General features: G+C 43.9%; 1 protein-coding gene, 1 pseudogene and 1 other annotated feature. The gene and the pseudogene both read right to left on the bottom strand.

Features of this window, described 5'->3' with window-relative positions:
- Window positions 1-339, bottom strand: a pseudogene (locus ACWHAR_RS25335) (amino acid permease); the annotation flags it as partial.
- A 62-nt stretch (window positions 340-401) separates the two neighbouring features.
- Window positions 402-637: a binding site (T-box leader), on the bottom strand.
- Window positions 638-734: 97 nt separating this feature from the next.
- On the bottom strand, window positions 735-831 hold a 97-nt coding region (locus tag ACWHAR_RS25330; protein ID WP_452088217.1), incomplete at its 5' end, for a hypothetical protein.

The raw sequence follows: 831 nt of genomic DNA, 5'->3' as shown, positions 1-831 counted from the left end.
AATCGCAGCTACAACAGCTTCAGCCGCAATGTTAAGCACCCACATTTTCCAGTAGATCCAGTCCAAAAAGTAAGCGGCGTAATTTCCCAATACCTGCTGGACAAGATCACGGAAGGTTCTGGCGTTACGGTTTCGAACAGCCATTTCCGCCAGCCCCTGCATAATAAACAGCAAAATAATCCCTCCGAGCAGATATGCGATAATGACAGATGGCCCTGCCACATCGATCGCTGAGCTGCTCCCCTTAAATAAACCTGCGCCGATTGCTCCGCCCAGCGCCATCATCATAATATGGCGGGACGTCATCGTGCGTTTTAACGTTTGATTGTCGTTTTTCATCCTCTTCTACCTCTCCTTCTTGTTAACAAAAAAGCCCGCCGTCTCCTACCTAATCTAATAGATAAAGAGACGACGAGCCTTCGGCTGACCGCGGTACCACTCTTGTTGATTCTTCATGAAGAATCCTGCTTTTGACCTGTAACGAAGGTTAGCCGTTAAAACATAGGGAATATTCAATCTATTCCGTTCCGTCTTACCACTCCCGGGCGAGTTCAAAGAAGAATCAGGCTGCGTCGCACCACCCCGCAGCTCTCTGTTCTGATCACTTTCTTTTACTGCTCCCAATCTATGTGTTTTAGTTTTCTGAAAAACTCAAATTTTATGATCTGAATATATTAACATAATATACGTGCTTCTCTTTTAACTGTCAATAACTTCAGAGAAAAAAGAAACTGTTATTTTGTCCCTTTTCGAATGGCTTTCCAAAAGGATTCTGACTCGTTTCCTAATGCGTAAACTGAAACACCTGCTATTTTATATTGCTTTGCCAGA

The organism is Bacillus sp. LR--39, assembly GCF_053613335.1.
This window is presented reverse-complemented; position numbering and strand designations above follow the sequence as displayed.